The 20,740-nt window shown below is 71.0% G+C and carries 21 protein-coding genes; 11 read left to right on the forward strand and 10 right to left on the reverse strand.

Translation table 11 applies throughout. From position 1 onward, the window contains the following. Nucleotides 1-91: 91 nt before the first annotated feature. From ctaF to ACZ5NJ_RS17865, 3 genes are all read right to left on the reverse strand, one after another. On the reverse strand, nt 92-487 hold the full coding sequence (ctaF, locus tag ACZ5NJ_RS17855) for an aa3-type cytochrome oxidase subunit IV (RefSeq protein ID WP_468765948.1): 396 nt from the start codon (nt 485-487) through the stop codon (nt 92-94). Further along, the gene (gene ctaD / locus ACZ5NJ_RS17860) at nt 477-2,135 is read right to left on the reverse strand and encodes an aa3-type cytochrome oxidase subunit I (protein ID WP_468765950.1); all 1,659 of its coding nucleotides are present in this window, start codon (nt 2,133-2,135) and stop codon (nt 477-479) included. The genes ctaF and ctaD overlap by 11 nt, the downstream gene beginning before the upstream one ends. A 186-nt stretch (nt 2,136-2,321) precedes the next feature. Further along, on the reverse strand, nt 2,322-2,915 hold the full coding sequence (locus ACZ5NJ_RS17865) for a TetR/AcrR family transcriptional regulator (protein ID WP_468765952.1): 594 nt from the start codon (nt 2,913-2,915) through the stop codon (nt 2,322-2,324). Nucleotides 2,916-3,043: 128 nt separating this feature from the next. Between ACZ5NJ_RS17865 and ACZ5NJ_RS17870 the strand changes: the two genes are divergently transcribed. From ACZ5NJ_RS17870 to ACZ5NJ_RS17880, 3 genes are all read left to right on the forward strand, one after another. Continuing rightward, on the forward strand, nt 3,044-4,624 hold the full coding sequence (locus tag ACZ5NJ_RS17870; RefSeq protein WP_468765954.1) for an MDR family MFS transporter: 1,581 nt from the start codon (nt 3,044-3,046) through the stop codon (nt 4,622-4,624). A gap of 186 nt (nt 4,625-4,810) precedes the next feature. Beyond that, nucleotides 4,811-5,632 carry a polysaccharide deacetylase family protein gene (locus tag ACZ5NJ_RS17875; RefSeq protein ID WP_468765956.1) on the forward strand — a complete coding sequence of 274 codons (822 nt, stop codon included), beginning with the start codon at nt 4,811-4,813 and terminating at the stop codon, nt 5,630-5,632. Nucleotides 5,633-5,754: 122 nt separating this feature from the next. Further along, on the forward strand, nt 5,755-6,075 hold the full coding sequence (locus ACZ5NJ_RS17880) for a nuclear transport factor 2 family protein (RefSeq protein WP_468765958.1): 321 nt from the start codon (nt 5,755-5,757) through the stop codon (nt 6,073-6,075). Nucleotides 6,076-6,093: 18 nt separating this feature from the next. Here ACZ5NJ_RS17880 and ACZ5NJ_RS17885 read toward each other — a convergent pair whose 3' ends face one another. Continuing rightward, nucleotides 6,094-7,224 carry a serine hydrolase domain-containing protein gene (locus tag ACZ5NJ_RS17885; protein ID WP_468765960.1) on the reverse strand — a complete coding sequence of 377 codons (1,131 nt, stop codon included), beginning with the start codon at nt 7,222-7,224 and terminating at the stop codon, nt 6,094-6,096. Nucleotides 7,225-7,405: 181 nt separating this feature from the next. Between ACZ5NJ_RS17885 and ACZ5NJ_RS17890 the strand changes: the two genes are divergently transcribed. Then, nucleotides 7,406-8,020, forward strand: coding sequence for a hypothetical protein (locus ACZ5NJ_RS17890; protein ID WP_468765962.1), 615 nt, complete (start codon nt 7,406-7,408; stop codon nt 8,018-8,020). 161 nt (nt 8,021-8,181) lie between these two features. Here ACZ5NJ_RS17890 and ACZ5NJ_RS17895 read toward each other — a convergent pair whose 3' ends face one another. The 3 genes from ACZ5NJ_RS17895 to ACZ5NJ_RS17905 form a co-directional block, all read right to left on the reverse strand. Next, the gene (locus ACZ5NJ_RS17895; protein WP_468765964.1) at nt 8,182-9,468 is read right to left on the reverse strand and encodes an extracellular solute-binding protein; all 1,287 of its coding nucleotides are present in this window, start codon (nt 9,466-9,468) and stop codon (nt 8,182-8,184) included. A gap of 274 nt (nt 9,469-9,742) precedes the next feature. Next, a complete protein-coding gene (locus ACZ5NJ_RS17900; RefSeq protein WP_468765966.1) occupies nt 9,743-10,360 on the reverse strand; it encodes an SMI1/KNR4 family protein in 618 nt (205 codons plus the stop codon). Between the two features lie 64 nt (nt 10,361-10,424). After that, a complete protein-coding gene (locus ACZ5NJ_RS17905; RefSeq protein WP_468765968.1) occupies nt 10,425-10,781 on the reverse strand; it encodes a DUF192 domain-containing protein in 357 nt (118 codons plus the stop codon). Nucleotides 10,782-10,868: 87 nt separating this feature from the next. On the opposite strand from ACZ5NJ_RS17905, the gene ACZ5NJ_RS17910 reads away from it, so the two are divergent. After that, on the forward strand, nt 10,869-11,570 hold the full coding sequence (locus ACZ5NJ_RS17910) for a prepilin peptidase (protein ID WP_468765970.1): 702 nt from the start codon (nt 10,869-10,871) through the stop codon (nt 11,568-11,570). A 131-nt stretch (nt 11,571-11,701) separates the two neighbouring features. Here ACZ5NJ_RS17910 and mgrA read toward each other — a convergent pair whose 3' ends face one another. Then, entirely contained in the window at nt 11,702-12,739 is a 1,038-nt protein-coding gene (mgrA, locus tag ACZ5NJ_RS17915; RefSeq protein ID WP_468765972.1) for an L-glyceraldehyde 3-phosphate reductase, read from the reverse strand. A 129-nt stretch (nt 12,740-12,868) separates the two neighbouring features. Between mgrA and ACZ5NJ_RS17920 the strand changes: the two genes are divergently transcribed. The 5 genes from ACZ5NJ_RS17920 (at nt 12,869) to ACZ5NJ_RS17940 (ending at nt 18,475) form a co-directional block, all read left to right on the forward strand. Beyond that, nucleotides 12,869-13,630: an isoprenyl transferase gene (locus ACZ5NJ_RS17920; protein WP_468766196.1), complete on the forward strand. Its 762-nt coding sequence runs from the start codon at nt 12,869-12,871 to the stop codon at nt 13,628-13,630. A gap of 328 nt (nt 13,631-13,958) precedes the next feature. After that, nucleotides 13,959-15,275 (forward strand): PhoH family protein, encoded by a 1,317-nt coding sequence (locus tag ACZ5NJ_RS17925; RefSeq protein WP_468765974.1) that lies wholly within the window; start codon nt 13,959-13,961, stop codon nt 15,273-15,275. 355 nt (nt 15,276-15,630) lie between these two features. Next, entirely contained in the window at nt 15,631-16,353 is a 723-nt protein-coding gene (locus ACZ5NJ_RS17930) for an aggregation-promoting factor C-terminal-like domain-containing protein (protein ID WP_468765976.1), read from the forward strand. A gap of 119 nt (nt 16,354-16,472) precedes the next feature. Beyond that, nucleotides 16,473-17,801 (forward strand): AI-2E family transporter, encoded by a 1,329-nt coding sequence (locus ACZ5NJ_RS17935; RefSeq protein WP_468765978.1) that lies wholly within the window; start codon nt 16,473-16,475, stop codon nt 17,799-17,801. Next, complete coding sequence (locus ACZ5NJ_RS17940; RefSeq protein ID WP_468765980.1) at nt 17,798-18,475, forward strand: hypothetical protein; 678 nt, start codon at nt 17,798-17,800, stop codon at nt 18,473-18,475. The genes ACZ5NJ_RS17935 and ACZ5NJ_RS17940 overlap by 4 nt, the downstream gene beginning before the upstream one ends. An 81-nt stretch (nt 18,476-18,556) precedes the next feature. Here the strand turns inward: ACZ5NJ_RS17940 and ACZ5NJ_RS17945 are convergent, their stop codons facing one another. Beyond that, entirely contained in the window at nt 18,557-19,096 is a 540-nt protein-coding gene (locus ACZ5NJ_RS17945) for an alkyl hydroperoxide reductase (protein WP_125601103.1), read from the reverse strand. Nucleotides 19,097-19,099: 3 nt separating this feature from the next. Next, a complete protein-coding gene (locus tag ACZ5NJ_RS17950) occupies nt 19,100-19,654 on the reverse strand; it encodes a peroxiredoxin (RefSeq protein WP_344164315.1) in 555 nt (184 codons plus the stop codon). A gap of 135 nt (nt 19,655-19,789) precedes the next feature. Between ACZ5NJ_RS17950 and ACZ5NJ_RS17955 the strand changes: the two genes are divergently transcribed. Next, on the forward strand, nt 19,790-20,737 hold the full coding sequence (locus ACZ5NJ_RS17955) for a hydrogen peroxide-inducible genes activator (protein WP_468765982.1): 948 nt from the start codon (nt 19,790-19,792) through the stop codon (nt 20,735-20,737). The last annotated feature ends 3 nt before the right edge of the window (nt 20,738-20,740 follow it).

Here is a 20,740-nt window from a genome sequence, read left to right on the forward strand (position 1 = left end):
GCCGCGATCTGGCACAACCGGGCCACCGGAACACCGATCACACGATCACTGATCGCCTACGACCACTGACCAGGACTTCGGACTTACTCGTCTAGTCCTGCTCCGGGTGGTCGAGGTTCTGGAAGGCGAAGCCGAAGAGGCCTGCGGCCAGGACCCCGAAGCCGATCAGGAACAGCCACAGCCCCTGGACCACGCCCAGCCCCATGAGCGCGGCGCCGAGGGCGGTCAGGACGGGGTGGAAGCTGCGGTCGGGGAAGAAGATCCGGCGGCCGGACGCCTCCAGCACCTCGGCGTCCCCGCGGTCCTCCGGCCGCTCCCCGCCCCGCAGGTGCTGGCGCCACAGGAAGGCGGCCACCAGCCCGGACATCACGAAGGACACGCACAGCGCGGAGCTGCCCGCCGGGTCGGTGGAGAACCAGCGGTAGACGACGGTGGTGACCCCGAAGAACAGGGCCGTTCCGGTGAACAGCCAGGCCTCAGCCTTCACGGGGCACCTCCGGGTGGTGCAGGTCGAAGGCCGGGGACTCCGAGCGGATCCGCGGCACGGCGTGGAAGTTGTGGTGCGGCGGCGGGCAGCTCGTCGCCCACTCCAGGGAGCGGCCCCAGCCCCAGGGGTCGTCGACGCCCACCCGCTCGCCCCCGCCCTGCGTCTTCCACACGTTGTAGAGGAAGGGCAGCGTCGAGATCCCCAGGAGGAAGGCGCCGGTCGAGGAGAGGGTGTTGAGGAGGGTGAACCCGTCGGACGCCAGGTAGTCGGCGTACCGGCGCGGCATGCCGATCTCGCCCAGCCAGTGCTGGACCAGGAAGGTCAGCTGGAAGCCGGGGAAGAGGGTCCAGAAGTGCAGCTTGCCCAGCCGCTCGTCCAGCATCCGGCCGGTCAGCTTGGGCCACCAGAAGTAGAGCCCGCCGAAGGTGGCGAAGACGATCGTGCCGAAGAGGACGTAGTGGAGGTGGGCGACGACGAAGTAGCTGTCGGTCAGGTGGAAGTCCAGCGGCGGCGAGGCGACCAGCACCCCGGTCAGTCCCCCCAGCAGGAAGGTGACGAGGAAGCCGATCGACCACAGCATCGGCGTCTCGAAGGAGAGCGAGCCGTGCCACATCGTGCCGATCCAGTTGAAGAACTTCACCCCCGTCGGCACGGCGATCAGGAAGGACAGCAGGGAGAAGAACGGCAGCAGGACCGCGCCGGTCGCGAACATGTGGTGGGCCCACACCGTCGCGGACAGGCCGGTGATGGCGATGGTCGCCCCGATCAGGGACACGTAACCGAACATGGGCTTGCGGCTGAAGACGGGCACGATCTCGCTGACCACGCCGAAGAACGGCAGGGCGACGATGTAGACCTCCGGATGCCCGAAGAACCAGAACAGGTGCTGCCACAGCAGCGCGCCCCCGTTCGCCGCGTCGAAGACGTGCGCGCCGAACTTGCGGTCCGCCTCCAGGGCCAGCAGCGCGGCCGTGAGCACGGGGAACGCCAGCAGCGCCAGGATGGACGTGAACAGCACGTTCCAGGTGAAGATCGGCATCCGGAACAGGGTCATGCCCGGAGCGCGCAGGCAGACGATCGTGGTGATGAAGTTGACCGCGCCGAGGATGGTGCTCAGACCCGCCACCGCCAGCCCCATCGCCCACAGGTCGGGGCCCGTCCCGGGGGAGTGGACGGCCCCGTTGAGCGGGGCGTACGCGAACCAGCCGAAGGCCGCCGCCCCGTCGGCGGTCAGGAACCCGGAGACCACCATCAGGCCGCCGAAGAGGTAGACCCAGTAGGTGAAGGCGTTCATCCGGGGGAAGGCCACGTCCGGCGCGCCGATCTGGAGCGGCATCACGGCGTTGGCGAAGCCGGTGAAGGTCGGCGTCGCGAACAGCAGCATCATGATCGTGGCGTGGATGGTGAACAGCTCGTTGTACTGCTGGTTCGAGACGATCTGGAGCCCCGGCCGGGCCAGCTCGGCCCGCATCACCAGTGCGAGCACCCCGGCGAAGAGGAAGAAGCAGAAGGCCGTCACCAGGTAGAGGTTGCCGATCACCTTGTGGTCGGTGGTCGACAGCCAGCGCAGTACCGCCGAGCCCTGCCGGACCCGCCGCACGGTCCGCGCCGCGACCTCCGGTGGGGGTGAGGGGTCCAGTGCCGTCATCGGGTCCTCCGGGGAGCCTCGCAGCCTCACGGCCCCGCGGCCTGGGAGCCCCGCCGCCGGGCGTGTACCCCCTTCGACTACCGGCCCGCGGGCCCGCCGCCCTCCCGACGCGCCGGTACCCGCCCGGCCCCGGCCCCCGTATCGCCCACCCGGGGGAGTCGGGGGCCGCCCGGCGGGCGCGGGCGGCTAGGCGCCGCCGTGGGCGCGGGTGATGAGGTCGGTCGCGACCTCCAGGGCCGCCAGCCGGGTCGCCTCCGGGTCGGCCTCGTCCACGTGCTGGAGGAACATCATCCCCGCGTGCAGGGTGAACAGGGCGCTCACGCAGCGCACCTGGTCCGCCAGCGGCCCGTCCTCCGTGCGCAGCAGCTCGACCAGGGTGAAGATGCGCTGCTTGACGGTCTCCCCGATGCTCAGCTCGCGCATCGTCGCCTGGTTCTCGTGCATGAACCGGTACAGCTGCGTACCCGCGACCATCGCCTCGCTGTAGCGGCGCAGCATCTCGCGCTTGGTCTCCAGCGTCCGGGGCTGTTCCTTCGCCCATTCGATCAGCTCGTCGATGGGCCGGGTGCGGTCCTCGAAGACGCTGATGATGATGTCTTCCTTGGTCTTGAAGTGGTAGTACAGCGCCGCCTTCGTGACGTCGAGCCGCTCCGCGATCTCGCGCAGCGAGGTCTTCTCGTACCCCTGCTCGGCGAAGAGCTCCAGCGCGACCTCCTGGATGCGCTGGCGCGTGTTCCCGCGCTTGACCTGCGGTCCCGTGCCGCTGGAGCTGCTGGACATGTGTCTCCCCACGAACTTACTTGACGCCCGGCTAGTGACGGGTCTACCTTCCCCAGTGTAGTGAACTAGCCGGGCGGCAAGTAAGTGTCCGCGCAGGGAAGAAGAGATCGGTGTCACGGGGAGTGGACATGAGCGACGCAGTGAAGCAGGCCGGCAGCGCGGAGGAGGTGAAGCCGCGCAGCGTCCGCGTCGTCCTGATGGCGCTGATGATCGCCATGTTGCTCGCCATGCTCGACAACATGATCATCGGGACCGCGATGCCGACCATCGTCGGCGAGCTCGGCGGCCTCGAACACCTCTCCTGGGTGGTCACCGCCTACACCCTGGCCACCGCCGCCTCGACGCCCATCTGGGGCAAGGTCGGCGACATGTACGGGCGCAAGGGCTCCTTCCTCACCTCGATCGTCATCTTCCTCATCGGCTCCGCGCTCAGCGGCATGGCCCAGGACATGGGCCAGCTGATCGGCTTCCGGGCGATCCAGGGCCTGGGCGCCGGCGGTCTGATGGTCGGCGTCATGGCGATCATCGGTGACCTCATCCCGCCCCGCGAGCGAGGCAAGTACCAGGGCATGATGGCCGGCGTGATGGCCCTCGCCATGATCGGCGGCCCGCTCGTCGGCGGCACCATCACCGACCACATGGGCTGGCGCTGGTCCTTCTACATCAACCTCCCGCTCGGCGCCGTCGCCCTCGCGATGGTCAGCGCCGTGCTGCACCTGCCCAAGAAGAAGGCGCAGGGGAAGATCGACTACCTGGGTGCCGCCCTGCTGACCGTGGCCATCACCTCGACCGTCCTCGTGACGACCTGGGGCGGCACCGAGTACGCCTGGGGCTCCGGGCAGATCATCGGCCTGATCGTGGCGGGCGTCCTGTCCGTCGCCGCCTTCCTCTACGCCGAGACCAAGGCCGCCGAGCCGGTCATGCCGCTGCACATCTTCCGCAGCCGCAACTTCACCCTGATGTCCGTCATCGGCTTCCTCGTCGGCTTCGCCATGTTCGGCGGCGTGCTCTACCTCCCGCTCTTCCAGCAGGCGGTCCAGGGCGCCTCCGCCACCAACTCCGGCCTGCTGCTCCTGCCGATGCTGCTGTCGATGATGGTCGTCTCGCTCATCGCGGGCCGCATCACCACCAGCACCGGCAAGTACAAGGTCTTCCCGATCGTCGGCGGCGCCCTCATGGTCGCCGGACTGTTCCTCCTCGCGACCATGGACACCGGCACCACGCGCCTGGTCTCCGGCCTCTACATGGCCGTCCTCGGCGCCGGCCTCGGCTTCCTGATGCAGATCACCATGCTGGTCGCCCAGAACAGCGTGGAGATGAAGGACATGGGTGTCGCCTCCTCGTCGGCCACCCTCTTCCGCACCCTCGGCGGCTCCTTCGGCGTCGCCCTGATGGGTTCGCTGTTCACCTCCCGCGTCACGGACACCATGTCCGAGCGCCTCGGCCCGCAGGCCGCCAAGGCCTCCGGCTCCGCCCAGCTCGACGCGGCCAGCCTGGCCAAGCTGCCGGAGGCCGTCCGCGACGCCTACCAGCACGCGGTCGCCGCCGGCACGCACTCGGCGTTCCTGCTCGGCGCGGCCATCGCCGTCATCGGCTTCGCGCTCGCCTGGTTCGTCAAGGAGGTCCCGCTGCGGGGCGCCGGCCCGGCCCCGGCCGGCGGCGGGAACGCCCAGGCCGCGTCCTCCCCGGCGGACTCGTTCGCCCACTGACGCGCACCGCCCAAGAGGCGGGTGGGGCCCGGGACTTCCCGGGCCCCACCCGCCTCTTCGCGTTCCTCCGGGGGCCGGCGAGACCCCCGTGACTACTGTGGCCATAAAGGACCAAAGTCCTCATTACCTGGAATTTATGGGGCAATTGAGGGGAACTTTCTCAGGTTCGAAGGCGTCCTGATCCACATGACGCGCACGCAGAAGCACAGCCTCCGAGCCCGGATAGCCGTCGCGGCCTCGGCCGCAGCCGTCGCCGCCACCGTGTGGGGGGCCGCCGCCCTGCTCCCCGCCGGGGAAGACCACCACGTTCCCCGCCACGAGAACGCGTCACGCCAGGGCGGCGCGGCGGAGGACGGCAAGCCGGGCGCTCCCGCCGGGACGCCCTCCTCCGCCGTGCCCGACACCATCGCCCACGCCTCGGAGGCCGGCGGGAACGCCGTCGACATCACCATCGACGACGGCCCCGACCCCCGCTGGACCCCCCAGGTCCTCGACGTCCTGGCCAAGTACGACGTGAAGGCCGTCTTCTGCATGATCGGACCGCAGGCCAGGGCTCACCCCGACCTGGTCAAGGAGGTTGTCGCGGCCGGACACCGGCTCTGCGACCACACCATGGACCACGACACGACGATGGCCGCCAAGCCCGTCGCCTACCAGCAGGCGCAGATCCTCGACGCGAAGAAGCTGATCGAGGAGGCCGCGGGCGGCGGCGCGAAGGTCGAGTACTACCGCGCCCCGGGCGGGGCCTTCACCCCCGACAGCCGCCGCATCGCCGCGGCCGCCGGGATGCGCCCGCTCGGCTGGAACGTCGACACCAAGGACTTCGGCAGGCCCGGGACCGCCGCCATCGTCGCCAACGTCAAGCGCGAGATCGGCAACGGCCCCACGATCCTCTTCCACGACGGGGGCGGCGACCGCCGCCAGACCGTCGCCGCCCTCGACCAGGTCCTGGCCTGGTTGAAGGACGAGGGGCGGCCGACCGGATTCCCGGTCCGCACCGCCCCCTGACACGCCGTCGCGCGGCGAACGGGTGACGGTCTGCCACCCGGAGCCGCCCGCGGTGTTCCCTGGTCGCGCACGCCGCCCCGTACGCGCGCAGCCCGTACGCACGCACCCGCCAGGAGACCACCGTGATCCCCGAACACCAGCTCGGCGACCCCGCCGTCCGCGCCTTCGTCACCGCCGTCAACGCGGGCGACCGGCAGGCCTTCGGTGCGGCCCTGACCCCCGGCGCGACCATGTCCGACGACGGCAGCGACCGCGACCTGAACGACTGGGCCGAGCGGGAGATCTTCTCCTCCAACGCCCACATGGACGTCGAGTCCGAGGCCGACGGGGGCCGCTCCCTGGTCGCCGACTACCGCAACGACACCTGGGGCGCGATGCGCACCGCCTGGCGGTTCACCGTCGAGGACGGACGCGTCAGCCGCTTCGAGACCGGCCAGGCCTGACCGCCGCCCCCCGGGGCCCTACAGCCCCCGCGCCACCCGGAGCACCGCCGCCGTCAGCGGCCCGTTCTCCGGGGCCAGCCCGCCCGGGAAGCCGAAGCGGCGGCGCGTGTACCCGTACGCGATGCCCGTCACCGGGTCGGCGAAGCCGTTGGCCCCCGCCGCGCCGCAGTGCCCGAACGCCTCCGGGCCCACAGCGTGCTGCTTCTCGAAGCCCAGCCCGAAGTGGTCCGCCTCCAGGACGACCGCGTCCTGGCCCGGCGTGTGCAGCCGCGCCACCTCGGCCGCCGTCCCCGGGGCGAGCAGCGCCGGGAGCCCCTCCAGCCCGCTGATCGCGGCCGCGTACATCGCCGCCACCCCGCGCGCGGTGCCCACACCGCCGGCCGAGGCCGGGCCCAGGGCCTTCACCTTCGGGTGGTTGGCGTACGCGACCATGTCCATCGGCGGCTCGTGGTGCATGTTGAAGGCCACCCGCATCAGCTCCGGCATCGGCCCGCCCGAGGCCAGCAGTTCCAGCTGCGCCGGCGTCGGCAGCATCTCCAGCACCGGCTTCCAGCGGCCCTCCAGCGCGGCCGGCAGCCCCATGTACAGGTCCAGCCCGTACGGCGCCCGCACCCGCCCCTCGTAGACCTCCTGGATCGAACGGCCCGTCACCCGGCGCACCACCTCGCCGGTCAGCGCGCCGATCACGAACGCGTGGTAGCCGTACGCCGTCCCCGGCTCCCAGCGCGGCTTCTGCCCGGCCAGCGCGGCCGCCACGAGGGCGTCGTCCGCCATCAGCTCGTACGAGAACGCGTCCACCGCGATCAGCCCGGAGCCGTGCGCGACCAGCTGTCGCAGCGTCAGCCGCTCCTTGCCGTCGCCCGAGAACTCGGGCCAGTACTCCACCACCGGGGCGTCCAGGTCCAGTACGCCCTCCTGCACCAGCAGGGCCAGCACCAGGTGGGCGGCGCCCTTGGTGATCGAGAAGACCCCGCTCAGGGTGTCCCCGTCGGTCTCCTCGCCGCCCCACAGGTCCACCACGGGCCGGCCGTGGTGACGTACCGCCAGCTGGGCCTCCGGGGAGTGCGGCTCCGCCGCGACGAAGGCCTCGAACGCCTCCCGCACCGGCTCCCAGCCCGCCTCCACCGTACCGTTCACCGTCACGCTCATGACATCCCCCGTAACCATCTGTCGATCATCGCGTCGTTCGCGCACAGACAACCAGAGCCGGTCGGCTCATATGCCCGGCGTGGCCGGAATCTGTCACCTGCGCCCGCACGCCCCGCTCACGTACGGGTGAACGCGCGCGCGGCCACGTTCCGGCCCCGCCGCAGGTGCCGTTGGACCGGGCATGAAGCGCACCCGCACCGCCGCTCTCACCACCGCCGCCGCCCTCGCGGCCCTCACCCCCGCCCTCGGCCAGGCGGCCGCCACCGCCGCCGACGGCAAGGGGAACCTCCCCCAGGACCCGGTCGGGAGTGGGAAGGCGTGGAGCAAGGACCAGAAGCACAAGGTGGAAGGACAGGTCCGCTTCCACCCCGGCGTGCAGTACAAGACCGTCACCCGGCCGGGATCGGCGGCCGCCCCCGAATGGGAACGCAAGACCGGGGACCCCGACACGCTGGCCTGGATGCCCTCGTACGAGTTCGCCTGGACGGTCTCCGACGTCCTGGTGAACAAGGGCCTCACCACGAAGAACGGCAAGCACGCCCTCACGCTGCACGCCGTCCTGCGCGACGCGCGGGGCAGCGCGGTCGGGGAGGTGCACAAGGAGCTGAAGGGCCAGGCGGCGACCGGGAGCCAGAAGGTCGCGGGGAACAAGCGGATCGCGTGCGACACCGGGGACTACACGGTGGAATGGACGCTGGAACGCCCCGGCTACGCCACGGTCGGCGGCACCCTGCGCTGGAACTCCGGCTGCGAGCAGTACCGGACGGCGTTCGCGGCGGAACACACCGGCAACTAGCCGCCGCGGGCGGGGGGAACGGGAGGAAGGCCTGCCGCCCTGCGCACCTTGTGGGCGCTCGTCGGGCGACGGGGCCACGGCTCTTGGATCAAGTGCCGCCGGCCATTCTGCCGTACGGGAAGGGGCGCCACGGGAGGCGAAGGTCCCTTCTCAGCCGTGTTTCAGCCGTTCTTCCGGCCCGCCTCGGCCGCCTTCGCGGCGATGCCCTCCAGCACGGCCTTGGCGTCGCCGTTGGCGTCGACGGCGTGCCCGATGTTGCGCTTGATGGTGTCGCTGACGGTCACCCAGGACGGGTCGTTGACGGGGTAGAGCTGCGCCCCGCGCAGGGCGGTCAGGAACTGCTCGTCGTTGCGGTCGAGGCCGCCGCCCGAGGGGGTGCGGGAGGCCGAGACCGTCGAGGGCAGCAGGTGGTAGCGGCCGGCGAAGTCCGACAGGTTCTTGTCCTGGTAGACGTAGTCCAGGAACTTGCCGATCTCCGTGCCCTTTCCGTTCTGCTTGAACGCCATCATCCAGTCGGCCACGCCCACGGTCGGCGGGGTCTCGCCCGCGCCGAGGCTGTCCGAGATGGGCATGGGCACGGCATTGACGGTCATGCCCTTGGCGCGGGCCTCGTGCAGCAGCGAGGGGTAGCCGTTGACCATGCCGACCTCCCCGCGCAGGAACGCGGCGAAGGCGTCGGCGCGGTTGAGCTGGGACGGCGGGGTCGGGCCGGTGAGGCCGGGGGTGACCAGCTTGTCCTTCAGCCAGCGGAAGGTCGCGATGTTCTGGTCGGAGGCGAGGCTGTAGTTGCCGCTGCTGTCGGCGTACCCGCCGCCGTTGCTCAGCTCCCAGATCATCGCCTCCGCGTGGGCCTCCTCGGGGCCCAGCGGCAGGGCGATGGGGTACTTCACGCCCTTGTCCTTGAGCGCCTTGGCGTCGGCCGTGAGGTCGGACCAGGTCTTCGGCGCGGTGATCCCGGCCTGGCGGAACAGGGCGTCGTTGTAGAAGAGCAGTCGGCTCGACGCCACGAAGGGCAGGCCGTAGAGGGTGTTGCCGACCGAGCCGGCCTCGGAGAGCGGCTGGAGGAAGTTCGCCTCGGCGCTGATCGACAGGAGCTCTTCCGCGGAATACAGCTTTCCCTGTGCCGCGAAGTCCGAGTAGGAACCCATGAGGGCCATGTCCGGCGCATTGCCGGCCTTGACCATACGGGAGACCTCGCGGTCGATGTCGGCCCAGGGCAGGAGCTGCACCTGCACCTTGATGCCGGGATTGGCGGCGGTGAAATCCTTCGTGACCTTGTCCCAGAAAGTCTTCGAGCTGGTGGCCGCGGTGTCGCCGTATTCGGCGGCCACCAGACGCAGCGTGGTGCCGCCGCCCGCGCCGCTGCCGGAAGACCCGCAGCCGGACAGCGGTAGGAGCAGGCCGAACACGGTCGCCGCGGCGGCGGGGCCGAACATTCTTCGTTGCACGGATGGATACCCCTGATTTTCTTTCGAGTCCCGTTATTACTTATGAGTTGCTCCGGGCTGGGGTGTCCCGCCGTGGCCCGTCCTGGCCGGAATTCTCTCCCGAGGGCGGCGGAGTTGTTTCCATGGGGTCGGGCTTTGTGTTCAATGCTCCAAATTCGCATTTCCTCGTTTGTGTTTTCGGATATGCCGGGCCGAAAGGGAACGCGCGTAGACACACCGAAAAGCCCGTTTCCTTCCGGAAAACGGGCTGGGGGGTGGGGGGGCGGGCGCCGGCCTAGTCGGCGAACTCGCCGGCGTACGGGTCGGGCTCGCCCGTCTCGGGGTTGCGGCCCTCCTGCCAGCGGCGCTGGGCCTTGCGCCAGTGCACGAAGCTGAGGTGGCCGCCGTCCCAGAAGGTGATGCTGACGGGGGTGACGTCGAACTCGTCGGAGCACATCCGCAGCAGGAACTCGGCCATGCCGTACGGGTACACCGCGAAGGCGTCGGCGGTGTGCCGGCCGGCGACGAGCACCGGCCAGCGGTCGGGATCGGGGTCGGTGGTCAGCCAGCAGAGGATGTCGGCGCCGGCGGTGGCCCCCCAGGCGATGATCGACTCCGGGTCCACGTCGAACGCGGCCCGGCCGCCCCCGGCCTCCCAGACGGCCCGGGCGTTGGCGGTCTCCTCCGCCATCCCGGCCGGGTCCCACTGGAGTCCGGGCTTCGGGAGGGGCAGCAGGATCTCGGCCTCGCCGTTGATGGACCCCGCGCCGAAACGGCCCATGAACGCGACGAAGTCGGAGGGGAAACGGGTCCCCCAGACGGCCTCGGCCGCCTGCCAGTCGACGTCCTCGTCGGCGCCGTGCGTCGCCGGCATGATCTGCTCCAGCGCCTTGACCCGCGCGTTCTCCGTCATGCCCGCCGCTCCCCTGACACCCCACGTCAACCGCCCCAACCTACCGCCCGGCGGCGCCGACGGCCTAGGGGTGGTCGGGACGCTCCAGTGCGACGGTGGTGCCCACTCGCAGGCCCCAGGCCGCCATCGCCCCCGCCTCGGCCTCCAGGACGTGCCGGGCGCGGGGGCGGGGGAGGCCGAGGCGGCCCGGGGGCATGGTGGTGAGGGCGATGACGCGCAGGCGGCGGTCGAGGTAGGCCACGTCGATGGGGAACCGCATGCGGAAGGTGTGCACGGAGGCGGCGGGGGTGAGGAGGATCGCCCCCTCGATCCCGTCCCGGCCGAGGAGGCCGCGGGTGCGGGCGCGGTAGGAGGCGGCGATCTCCAGGGGGAGGGCGGCGCGGGGGGTGAGGAGGGTCGCGGTGCCGTCCTGATAGGCCATGCGGCCACCCTAGGCTCCGCCGGCGCGGCTGACAGGATCCGCCCCGAACGCCCGCGGGGCCGGGAGTGGCCCCGCTACCGTCGGCGGATGGGCGTAGTCGTGATCGTTCTCGCCGCCGCGTACGGCGTGGCCGTCGGGGCCGGGCTGCCGCGGGCCGCGTACCGGCTTTCCGTCGAGCCCGGCGAGCCCTGGCGCGCGCACCACCCCGACGGGCGGCCCCTCGCGGGCTGGTTCGGGGCCGGGGGCGGGGGCGGCCCGCGGTGGGTCCCGGCCGCCGTCTCCGCGGCCGTCTGCGGGGCGCTGGCGGCCGCCGGCGGGGCCCGGCCCGAGGCGGCGGTGTTCGTCGCCGTGGCGCCCCTCGTGGTGCTGCTCGGCATCGTCGACCTCGCCGTGCACCGGCTGCCCGACGTGCTGACCCTGCCCCTGGCCGCGGCCACCGCCGCCCTGCTCGGCGTGGCCGCCCTCCTGCCCCGCGCCGCCGGCACCTGGCGGGGGGCCCTGCTCGGCGGGGCGGCGCTCGGCGCGGCGTACCTCCTGCTGTTCCTGATCAACCCCGCCGGCATGGGTCTCGGCGACGTCAAGCTCGCGCTCCCCCTCGGGGTCGCTCTTGGGTGGTACGGGTGGGGGGTATGGGCCGCCGGGGCCTTCCTCGGGCTGCTCTACGGGGCCGTGTACGGCCTCGGCCTGCTGCTGACCAGCCGCGCGACCCGGAAGGCCGGCTTCGCGTTCGGGCCCTTCATGGCCGCCGGAGCCTTCACCGGAGTGCTCCTGGGCGGATTCGGAGCGTAATCATTTCGCGCCGATGCACGCAGGACGCTTTACGAAGGGTTATGGTGGAACCCCCCCCTCGGGCCGGTCCGTATCCCCCCCACGGACCGGCCCGTTTTTCTTTTTCTCCACCGCACGGGCAAAGGCGCAGGTCAGCCGCGCTGGGCCCAGATGTTGGTGCCGGGGGTGGAGACGGCGAAGGAGTCGATCTCCTTCAGCTCCTGCTCCGACAGCGGAGCCCCGGCCAGCGCGGCCACGTTCTCCTCCAGCTGCTTCACGCTCGACGCGCCGATCAGGGCCGAGGTCATGCGCTCGTCCCGCAGCACCCAGTTCAGCGCGAGCTGGGCCAGCGACTGCCCGCGGCGGGCCGCGATGTCGTTGAGGCCGCTCAGCCGCCGCACCACGTCTTCCGACAGCAGCGACGGGTTCAGCGACTTGCCGGCGGCGGCCCGGGAGTCCTCCGGGATGCCCTGGAGGTACTTGCCGGTCAGCAGGCCCTGGGCGAGCGGCGCGAAGGCGATGCAGCCCATGCCGGCCGCCTCCAGGGTGTCCAGCAGCCCGTCCTCCTCCGTCCAGCGGTTGATCATGGAGTACGAGGGCTGGTGGATGAGCGGGCGCACGCCCATGTCCCGCAGGATCCGCACGGCCTCCGCGGTCTGCTCCGCCGTGTACGAGGAGACGCCGACGTAGAGCGCCTTGCCCTGCTGGACCGCGGACGCGAGGGCGCCCATGGTCTCCTCCAGCGGGGTGTGCGGGTCGAACCGGTGCGAGTAGAAGATGTCGACGTAGTCGACGCCCATCCGCTTCAGGGAGGCGTCCAGCGACCCGAGCAGGTACTTGCGGCTGCCCCACTCGCCGTACGGGCCGGGGTGCATCAGGTAGCCGGCCTTCGTGGAGAGGACCAGCTCCTCGCGGTGGCGCGCGAAGTCCTGGGCGAAGATCTTGCCGAAGTTCAGCTCGGCGGAGCCGGGCGGCGGGCCGTAGTTGTTGGCCAGGTCGAAGTGGGTCACGCCCAGGTCGAACGCGCGGCGCAGGATCGACCGCTGGGACTCCAGGGACTTGTCGTCGCCGAAGTTGTGCCAGAGGCCGAGGGAGATGGCGGGGAGCTTGAGTCCGCTGTGGCCCGTGCGCCGGTAGGGCATGGAGTCGTAACGGGAGGGCTCTGCCCGATAGGGATTGGTATCAGTCACGTTGTCCTTGCTATCACGGACTTGTGACCTACCGAGTTGGGTACCCGATCCCGCCGCGCAGTAATGTGGCGGGGACTCGGGGGAGACCGCAATTCGCACGGGGGCATGGCACGGAGGGGCTGGAAGATCGTGAAGCTGCGCGACCTGGTGTACAAGCTGTACGCGCGCCGGGTGGAAGGTCGCCTCGACCATGACGCGTCGCCCAAGCACATCGGCGTCATCCTGGACGGGAACAGGCGCTGGGCCAAGGCGTCCGGAGGAACCACGGAGCAGGGCCACCAGGCCGGCGCCGACAAGATCTCCGAGCTGCTGGGCTGGTGCACCGAGACGGACGTCGAGGTCGTCACGCTGTGGATGCTCTCCACGGACAACCTGGACCGGCCCGAGTCCGAGCTCCGCCCGCTGCTCAACATCATCGAGAACACCGTCAGGGGCCTCGCCGAGGACGGCCGCTGGCGCGTCCACCACGTCGGCAACCTGGACATCCTGCCGTCCCGCACGCAGACCGTGCTGAAGGAGGCCGAGGAGGCCACGCACGACATCACCGGGATAACGGTCAACGTCGCCGTGGGCTACGGCGGCCGCCAGGAGATCGCGGACGCGGTCCGCTCGCTGCTCCTGGAGCACGCCGAGAAGGGCACCTCCTTCGAGGAGCTCGCCGAGGTGCTGGACATCGACCACATCGCGGAGCACCTCTACACGCGCGGCCAGCCCGACCCCGACCTGGTGATCCGCACCAGCGGCGAGCAGCGGCTGTCCGGGTTCATGCTGTGGCAGAGCGCGCACTCCGAGTACTACTTCTGCGAAGTGTTCTGGCCGGCCTTCCGCAAGGTCGACTTCCTGCGCGCGCTGCGCGACTACGCGGCCCGGCACCGCCGCTACGGGACCTGACGCCCGGCGGCCGAAACCCCCTCGGAGCCACTCCGGTCCCACCCCTCCCCTTCGGGAAGCCTTCACCTGGGCTTCACCGAGCGTCCGTCATATGCCATGGCATGGGCGCCCTCGTTCAAGGGCATAAGCCTTGCAGGTCGATGCCCGATCCACGGGTGTCGCATCTCAGCGGACGGCACAGGGCCGTCCGCCCGGGAGGCCCTTTGCACCAGGACGCGCGTGCGGTTCGCACGGACGGAATGGAGGGCCGGAAAGCGGCCCTGGCACAGGCGCCGTTGACCGGTCCGGTCTTCATGGCCCGACCTCTTCCGAGGGGGTACGTCCTTCCGTGGTGACCAGCACAAAGCGCCGCCTGTCCGACAGGCGGACCTACGTCCTCGACACCAGCGTCCTGCTGGCAGACCCCAACGCGATCACCCGCTTCGACGAGCACGAGGTCGTGCTCCCGATCGTGGTGATCACCGAGCTGGAGGCGAAGAGGCACCATCCCGAGCTCGGCTACTTCGCCCGTCAGGCCCTGCGCCTGCTCGACGACTTCCGGGTCCGCCACGGCCGCCTCGACGCCCCCATCCCGCTGGGCGATCTGGGCGGGACCCTGCGCGTCGAGCTCAACCACTCCGATCCCGGCGTCCTGCCGGCGGGATTCCGGCAGGGGGACAACGACTCGCGCATCCTGGCGGTCGCCCGCAACCTCCAGGCCGAGGGCTACGACGTCACGGTGGTCTCCAAGGACCTGCCGCTGCGCATCAAGGCCTCGTCCGTGGGCCTGCTGGCCGAGGAGTACCGGGCGGAACTCGCCATCACCGACGCCGGCTGGACCGGCATGAGCGAGCTCGCCCTCTCCGGGGAGCAGGTGGACCTCCTCTACTCCGAGGAGCGGCTCTACGTGCCCGAGGCGGCCGAACTGCCCGTGCACACGGGTCTGATCCTCCAGTCCGAGCGCGGCAAGGCCCTGGGCCGGGTCACCGCCGACGGCAACGTCAAGCTCGTACGGGGCGACCGCGACGCCTTCGGGCTGCACGGCCGCAGCGCCGAACAGCGCATCGCCCTGGACCTGCTGCTCGACCCGGAGGTCGGGATCATCTCGATGGGCGGCAGGGCCGGCACCGGAAAGTCGGCGCTGGCGCTGTGCGCGGGCCTGGAGGCGGTCCTGGAGCGCCGGCAGCACCAGAAGGTGATGGTCTTCCGGCCGCTGTACGCGGTGGGCGGCCAGGACCTCGGCTACCTGCCGGGCGACGCCAACGAGAAGATGAGCCCGTGGGCGCAGGCGGTCTTCGACACCCTCTCGGCGGTCGCCGGCCGCGAGGTCATCGAGGAGGTGCTGAACCGCGGGATGCTGGAGGTCCTGCCCCTCACGCACATCCGCGGCCGTTCCCTCCACGACGCGTTCGTCATCGTGGACGAGGCGCAGTCCCTGGAGCGCAACGTCCTGTTGACCGTTCTGTCCCGTATCGGGGCCAATTCGCGGGTGGTTCTGACCCACGACGTCGCCCAGCGGGACAATCTCCGCGTCGGCCGGTACGACGGAGTGGTCGCCGTCGTTGAGAAGCTGAAGGGGCATCCGCTCTTCGCCCACGTCACGCTGACCCGCTCCGAGCGCTCCCCGATCGCCGCGCTCGTCACGGAGATGCTCGAATCGCTCTGATCGCCCACGGGGTGCGAGGAAGGACCGTACGGGTCAAATCCCCCATAGTGGGACGGTGAGTTGACGCCGTCCGGCGAAGGCGCAGGAGCCTAGCCGGACGGCGTCCTTCCGCACAGGCCTTTGGCGAAATCGGCTGCGCCGTGCCTGGTGTGACGTTTAACACGCAACGCAGAATTGCCTTGCGGCGTCGAGGTCCGGCAGAGTCTGTTTTCCGTCAGGCCCCGCATACGGCACTCCTGTATCTCCAGTTGGGGATACGCGCAGTACTCCAGTGACCGAACACCACGGAGTCCAGTGTCGAAGGGGCACTCTTGCGGTCGCGCGGTCACTGCGGACGCTGCTGGAAGGACACCGTGTGAGTCGGATCTCGGTCCGGGGGTTCGCCGTGGCTTCGGCCACCGCCGTCACCACCGTCGGCGCAGTCGTCGGCGTCGCCACTGGGGATGCCGCCGCCTCGAACGACCTTGAGACGACCGCGTCCGGAGCGACTCTCCTCACCGACATCCCGGTCGGCGATCAGGCGCAGGTCCAGAGCGGGTCCCTGACCCAGCAGGCCGACGCCATCGCCCACGCCGCCGACGCCGACGCCAAGCGCTCGGCGGAGGAAGCCGCCCGCATCCAGGCCGCCGAGGACGCCAAGTCCAAGAAGGCCGACGCCGAGAAGGCGGAGCAGGAAAAGAAGGACGCGGACGCCAAGAAGCTCAAGGACGAGCGCGACGCCGCCGAGGGCATCGCCAGCCGCTCGGCCACGCGCGACGCCGGCGACTTCCCGGTCCAGGGCTCCTACACGATCGCCCAGGTCAAGGACATCGCCCGGCAGCTGGTCCCCTCGGGCCAGTTCCAGTGCTTCTCCAACATCATCAACGAGGAATCGACCTGGAACTACCAGGCCGTGAACTCCTCTTCGGGCGCCTACGGCCTGGTCCAGGCGCTCCCCGGTTCGAAGATGGCCTCGGCCGGCTCGGACTGGCGCACCAACCCGGCCACCCAGATCAAGTGGGGCCTGGGCTACATGAACGAGCGCTACGGCAGCCCCTGCAGCGCCTGGAGCTTCCACCAGGCCAACGGCTGGTACTAGAGGCCCGGCGGACCGCGCCCGCGCACAACCCCGGGGAACCCCACACCGTCCTACGGTGTGGGGTTCCTCGCGTGTACGGTCGTGCGAGGTGTGGCCGCAGGGCGGGGGAAGGGAACGACATGGCGAAGAGGACGGGCTGGCTCGGCCGGCTCGGCAGAGGGCTCAGCCGGATGGAGGCGCGCCTGGACGAGCGGCGGGCGGAGGTCGAGGCGGAGGCCGAGGCCGACGCGGAGCCGCTGCCGCTGCCTGCCGCGGCCCGTCCCCGGGCGCAGGCCCCCGCCGCGTACGAGGAGCCCCCGCCGCCCGTGCGGCCCGACCCGGCGGCCGTCATCCCCTGGGGGGTGCGCGTCGCCGCCGAGGCCAGCTGGCGGCTGCTGCTGCTCGCCGGGATGGTCTGGGTGCTGATGAAGGTGATCAGCGAGGTCCGCCTGGTCGTCCTCGCCTTCGCCGCCGCCCTGCTCGTCACCGCGCTCCTCCAGCCGTTCGTGGTCCGGCTGCGCCGGATCGGGCTGCCGCGGGGCCTCGCCACCGCCGTCACCGCGGTCCTCGGCTTCGTCGTCATCGGACTGGTCGGCTGGTTCGTGGTCTGGCAGGTCATGGAGAACCTCGACGACCTCTCCAGCCGGCTGCGCGAGGGCATCAACGAGCTCAAGAGCTGGGCACTGGACAGTCCGTTCCACGTGACCGAGAAGCAGATCAACGACATCGCGAAGAACCTCAGCGAGACCATCGGCACCAACACCGAGGAGATCACCTCCGCCGGCCTCCAGGGCGTGACGGTGCTCGTCGAGGTGCTGACGGGCATGCTGCTCGCGATGTTCTCGACGCTGTTCCTGCTCTACGACGGACAGAAGATCTGGAACTGGGTGCTCGGGCTGGTCCCGTCCGCCGCCCGCCCCGGCGTCGCCGGAGCCGGCCCGCGCGCCTGGCGCACCCTCACCGCGTACGTGCGCGGCACGGTCCTCGTCGCCCTCATCGACGCCGTCTTCATCGGCCTGGGGATCTACTTCCTCAAGGTGCCGATGGCGGTGCCGCTCGCCGTGTTCATCTTCCTCTTCGCCTTCATCCCGCTCGTCGGCGCGGTGGTCTCCGGCGCCCTCGCGGTGGTCGTCGCCCTGGTGACCCAGGGGCCGTTCACCGCCCTGATGGTGCTGCTCGTGGTCCTGGCCGTCCAGCAGATCGAGGGGCACGTCCTCCAGCCCTTCATCCTGGGCCGGGCCGTACGGGTCCACCCGCTCGCGGTCGTGCTGTCGGTCGCGGCGGGCGGGATGATCGCCGGCATCGGGGGCGCGGTCGTCGCCGTCCCGCTGGTCGCCGTCACCAACACCGTGGTCGTCTACCTGCGCGCGTACTCCCGCGAGCGCCGCCTCGCTCCCGCCTCCCCGACCGGCCCCGGCCCGCACGGGGCCACCTCCGTCCAGTCGGCGGAGCGGGAGGCCCGTGGATGATCGGTGAGCCCGAGCTCGAAGGGGAGTGGGCCACGGACGTGCCCGCCGCGCCCTCCGACACCGCCGGACCGGCCGGGCGGAGCGGCTCCTTGCGGGCGGCGCCCTGGCGGTGGGCGCTGGGCGGGGCGGTCCTGGCCTCCGCGGTGTTCGCCGGGGTCCTGGTCGTGCAGGAACGCTACGGCGAGAGCGGGCCCCCGATCCGCTACCGGCACAGCGAGCAGCTGTGCACGGAGACCCCGCTGAAGGCGGTCGGAACGGTCCTCGGCGGCCTGGACCGGGGCGTGCCGGGCAACGGCGAGGGGCCCGCGCTGGACTGGTCGAACTGCTTCGCCAACGGGAACAGGGAGGACCAGGCCTTCCTCTCCTACGCCCAGGTCCTGGTCGAGCTGCACAAGAAGACCGACCCGGCGCCGGAGTTCGCGGCCGTCCCGGTGCTGGACCCCTATGTGCTGCCCCTGGCGGCCGAGCGGGTGCCCGGGCTGGGCGAGCGGGCGGTGTTCTCCGGTTCGCTCCAGGCGCCCCGGCTCCAGGTGCTCGACGGCGGGGCGGTCTTCACGCTCACCGTCCACTGGTGGGGCCGCGGCGACGGCGGCAAGAGCGACCTCGACGCGGACGCGGTCAAGGCGGCGATGGCCGAGGACATGCGCGCCCTGCTGACCCGGCTGCGGAAGTAGCCGCCGAACGCGCCGTGCCCCCGCGGCCGGAAGGGCCGCGGGGGCACGGAGGGGGCGTACGAGGTCCACTCGTACGGGTGACTACTCGGCGGCCAGGGCCGCTTCGGCGTCGAGGGTGACGGCGACGGCCTGGATCACCGAGGCGATCTTGAAGGCCTCCTGGACCGTCTCGCGGTCCACGCCCGCCTTGCGCAGGACCTGCTCGTGCGAGTCCAGGCACTGACCGCAGCCGTTGATGGCGGAGACCGCGAGCGACCAGAGCTCGAAGTCCACCTTCTCCACGCCGGGGTTGCCGATGACGTTCATCCGCAGGCCCGCGCGCAGCGTGCCGTACTCCGGGTCGGAGAGCAGGTGCCGGGTCCGGTAGAAGACGTTGTTCATCGCCATGACCGCGGCGGCGGACTTGGCGGCGTTGTACGCCTCCGGGGACAGGGCGGCCTTGGCCTCGGGCTCCAGCTCACGCAGGACGCGCGGGGAGCGGGCGGCGATCGCGCAGGACAGGACGGTGCCCCACAGCTGCTGCTGCGTGAGGGTGTCCTGGTTGCCGATGACCGAACCGAGGTTCAGCTTCAGGTCCTTGGCGAAGTCCGGTATGGCGGACTTGAGGGTGTCGAGGGACATCCGTCACTCACCGGCCAGCAGGGCGCCGGCGTTCAGGGTGTCCTCGCCCTTGTTCCAGTTGCAGGGGCACAGCTCGTCGGTCTGCAGGGCGTCGAGGACCCGCAGGACCTCCTTGGGGTTACGGCCGACGGAACCGGCGGTCACCATCGAGAACTGGATCTCGTTGTTGGGGTCCACGATGAAGACGGCGCGCTGGGCGAAGCCGTCCTCGCCCTGGATGCCGCAGGCCTGCATCAGCTCGTGCTTGGAGTCGGCCAGCATCGGGAAGGGCAGGTCACGCAGGTCGGCGTGGTCCTTGCGCCAGGCGTGGTGGACGTACTCGGAGTCGCCGGAGACACCGAGGATCTGGGCGTCGCGGTCGAGGAACTCGTCGTTCAGCTTGCCGAACGCGGCGATCTCGGTGGGGCACACGAAGGTGAAGTCGGCGGGCCAGAAGAAGACGACGCGCCACTTGCCCTCGTAGCTCTTCTGGTCGATCTGCGCGAACTCCTTGCCGGCTTCGAGCGAGACGCAGGCGGTCAGGTCGTAGCTGGGGAACTTGTCACCGACAGTGAGCACGAACTCTCCTTGCGGAATGGAAAGTGACCCTTTTGGGGGCTTTCCGAGAGGGTTGGACTGATCTCACATGCTGACACAGCTGCATTGATTACGGAAATAGCTAGTCTTGTGCCGGGTGATCGGAGGTACCTATCAGTGGCTGTGAGTAGTAGAGGACAGAAACAGCCGACGCTGGCGCAGCTGCGCGCCTTCGCGGCGGTCGCGGAACACCTGCACTTCCGGGACGCCGCGGCCGCGATCGGCATGAGCCAGCCGGCGCTCTCGGGGGCCGTCTCCGCCCTGGAGGAGGCCCTCGGCGTGCAGTTGCTGGAGCGCACCACCCGCAAGGTGCTGCTCTCCCCGGCGGGCGAGCGGATCGCGCTCCGGGCGCGGGGCGTGCTCGACGCGGTGGGCGGGTTGCTGGAGGAGGCCGAGGCGGTACGGGCCCCGTTCACCGGCGTGCTGCGCCTCGGGGTGATCCCGACCGTCGCCCCGTACCTGCTGCCGACGGTGCTCGGACTCTTCCACCGGCGCTTCCCGCGCATGGACCTCCAGGTCCACGAGGAGCAGACGGCCTCCCTGCTGGAGGGGCTGGCCGCCGGTCGCCTCGACCTGCTGCTGCTCGCGGTGCCGCTGGGCGTTCCCGGGGTGTGCGAACTGCCGCTCTTCGACGAGGACTTCGTCCTGCTGGCCCCCCGTGACCACCCGCTGGCCGGGCGCAGGGACATCCCGCGGGAGGAACTGCGGGGCCTGCAACTGCTGTTGCTCGACGAGGGGCACTGCCTGCGCGACCAGGCCCTGGACATCTGCCGCGAGGCCGGGCGCACCGCGGGGGCCGACGTGACGACGACCGCCGCCGGGCTCTCCACCCTGGTCCAGCTGGTCGCCGGGGGGCTCGGGGTGACCCTGCTGCCGCGCACCGCGCTGCGGCTGGAGACGGCCCGCAACGAGGCCCTGGCCACGGGCTACTTCGCCGAGCCGGCCCCCTCCCGGCGGATCGCCCTGGCCATGCGGACCGGGACCGCCCGGCAGGAGGAGTTCCGGGCCATCGCGGGCGCCCTGCGCGAGGCGGTGCGCCCGCTCCCGGTGTGGCCCACCGACTGAGGG

It is taken from the genome of Streptomyces sp. NPDC032091, assembly GCF_055580265.1.